Source organism: candidate division KSB1 bacterium (genome assembly GCA_022562085.1).
Taxonomy (GTDB): domain Bacteria; phylum Zhuqueibacterota; class Zhuqueibacteria; order Oceanimicrobiales; family Oceanimicrobiaceae; genus Oceanimicrobium.
This window is the reverse complement of sequence record JADFPY010000434.1, coordinates 1-3,240: the sequence shown is the minus strand read 5'-3', so window position 1 is coordinate 3,240 and position 3,240 is coordinate 1. Positions and strand designations below refer to the sequence as shown.

Below are 3,240 nucleotides of genomic sequence, written 5' to 3'. Positions count from 1 at the left end.
GAAAACTTGCATATAGAAAAGGAAAAGATATTTCACCGTTCGAATGGCTCAAGCGCAATTGATGAAGACGAAGCCTGGATCTGGCGTTTTCTGTTTGATGATGAACGGGAAACCATAATTTTTGAGTTGACTGGTTTGTCTGAATCTGTGCCGGAATGTTCATTAAAAGTCCGTCTTTACGGTACAACCATCGATCCGATAAATCCCGATCATCATGTACGGCTCTCAATAAATGGGCAGATTGTTGGAGAAACTTTTTTTGATGGGCAGGAAGAATTGGTCTGGCAGGTATCTTTTCCCACTGAATTCCTGCAAGAAGGCGAAAATAAAATTGACTTGCACCTGGTGGCGGATACCGGTGCACAAATAAATCAAATCTATTTGGATTGGCTGGAGATCATTTACCCGCGAGTGCATGTCGCTTTACAGAATAACATAAAATTTCAGGAAACGAATCCCGGCGGATTGTCGGAATATACATTAGTCAACTTTAAAGACCGTGGAATTTCCATATTTGATCCGGCTGGCGGTAGAATGTGGCGACCAGAAACTCGGAAGATTTCATTTGTTCAAGTAGAATCCGCTGGATTTGAGGATGGTAAATTTGCAAAAATGACCCTGGATTTTGAAACCGTTCACTTTACAATTTTTGAAAGAGGTCATAATCTGGTGGTTATCGATCCAAAGTCAGGAAATAAAGAAGTCCGAATTTTTGATACGTTTGCATCGCCTGCTTCAGCCAATGCTATGGCGGAGTATATCAATAGTTTACCGGATTCAACAATCGTTTTGGCAGCCATAGTTGATGAAGGTTCCTTGAGCATGACCGAAAATGCTCATCAGGCATTGGAGTCTCTGGGCAGCGCTTTGACTCGACAAGTTCAGGGGAGGGATTCCTGGGCGCTTGTTGGATGGAAAGGTGCTGTGATAGGATCTGTGAAGGAAACGCTATCAAGAAATCTGCAGGGTCCGGCCATAGTTTCCGACACCTTGAGAGGGGATTTTGGTTTGCGTTTTAGCGCAACATTTAAAGATACAACTTCAATAACACGTTTTTATTACGGAATCTCCAATCAAGGGTTTAAAAAAGTAAAGGTTATTAGGAAGGAACAAAGTAGCGATTTGCTGGCTTCGACACATGGAGCTGATTATATAATTATAACCCATGAAAAATTTAAAGAGCAAGCAAAACGGTTGGTAAACTATCGCAGCCAAAAAAACGGATTTAGAGTTATGATAGTGGATGTTCAGGATATTTACGATGAGCTTAATGCCGGTATTATGAATCCACGTGCCATCAAAGATTTTCTGACTCATGCCTTCGTCAACTGGCAAAAACCTGCCCCATCTTATATTTTGTTATTTGGAGACGCTTCGTGGGATCCGAAAGGCCTTCTTGCTGGTTCGGAAAAAACCAATTTTGTACCTTCTTATGGCATTTTAGTATCAGACAATTGGTTCGTTTCTCTGGACGGCGACGACGATATTCTTCCGGATCTTTTCATCGGCCGAATACCGGTTGAGACTCCTGAGCAGGCAGCATTCGTCGTTGATAAAATTATTGCTTACGAAAACCTCTCCTTTGATTCATGGAATAAAAAAATTGTGCTCTTAAATGGCGGGATCAATAGCACCGAGCAGACTATTTTCCGGTTTCAGGCTGACGCATTAATTTCAGAACAAATTGATACCATCCCGCTTAAAGGCGAGGTAATAAGATTTGACAAAAATACAAATGAAGCCATAACCCAGGTTTTCCGGCGAACGGTTGCGGAGAAAATAAATGAAGGGGTGCTGTGGGTGAATTTCATCGGCCACGCAGCGAGCTCGGTCTGGGACATCGATATCGGCCGGCCTGACGAATGGCAAAATGAGAAAATTTTCCCCTTTGTGACCGGCATGTCCTGCCATTCGAGCCGGTTTGCAAATCCTAAAATAAACAGCCTGGCCGAGGAGTTTTTTATTAGCCCAATCGGCGCCTCTGCTTACTGGGGCTCAACCGGCTTTGGCTATATTTCACAAGATTTCTTTCTCTTGGAAGGTCTTCTTATTTCAGTAAATCGGGACACAGTTCGAAGCATCGGCGAGGCCACAACTTTTGCCAAATTGCACCTTTGGCAGCGATTAGGCGCGCGGGAACGGAGCCGTTTTGTAATCAACCAGTATGCGCTGATTGGTGATCCGGCTATGAATTTACGGATTCCCCGAAAACCCGAACTGGCATTGACCCCCGATGATGTAAATGTTGACCGGGATTTGCTGCTAACATCAGATTCCACCACCACCATTTCTGCAAATGTTTACAATTATGGGCTTGTACCTCTGGACAGCGTAGATGTCAGGTTTTCTGTGACCGGTCCGAATAACAGTACTGAGCAGTTAGAAGAGATTAGGATTCAATCTATCGAAATTGTTGATTCCGTTAGTGTTGTCTGGAACATTCCGGAGCAAGCCGGCTCTTATCGCCTTCAGGCGGTAGTAGACCCTGAGAATCTAATCGAGGAAGAAGACGAATTCAACAATGTGGCGGAAAAAGAAATCGTCGTTTTTGCCTCAGATCTAACTTTAATTAAACCGTTGCAATTTGGGGTTGTGACCACGGGCAACCCTGAACTTTTGACCAATAATTCTAAAGTGGCGGCTGAGGAAATTTTGTATTATTTTGAACTTGATACAACGAACCAATTTAATAGCCCCGCATTGCAGCAATCAGGCTCGATTTCAGAGGGTGAATTGGTAACAAGCTGGCAGCCTGCGTTATCTGTACCTGGTGCATATTTTTGGCGTGTGCGGACATTTTATTCTCAAAATTTTGGTCCCTGGGCGGGCTCTTCATTTCTTTACTCGCCACAAAGTTCGTGGAAGTGGCAGCAGAAAACGCGGGAGCAGTTTAGTCAAAATAGTTTAAACAAAACCGTGTCGACGTCAAGCGGTGTGGAATTGCAAAAAAATCAAATAGTTTTCGAATTGCAATCCGCTGGTTTTAACGATGGAAACCATGTCTTGCTCATAAAAAATAATGAAGTCTTGGGTCAAATTTTCAGAGGCCATCTCCTTGCCGTATTTGATGAAACGGACGGCAACCTGTTGTCGATTCAAAGTTTCGATACCTGGCGGGATGCTCTGAATGCCGAAGCGATGGCGGAATTTATTAACAACTTATCTGACGGACAAATTGTTCTCGCGGCAATCAAAGATGAAGGCAGCCGTGCGATGACTGAAACCGCACATTTGGCCTTG

Annotated in this window: 1 protein-coding gene; it reads left to right on the top strand. The window is 43.7% G+C overall.

Translation table 11 applies throughout. From position 1 onward, the window contains the following. On the top strand, nt 1–3,240 hold a 3,240-nt coding region (locus tag IH879_21840), incomplete at both ends, for a hypothetical protein (GenBank protein MCH7677568.1).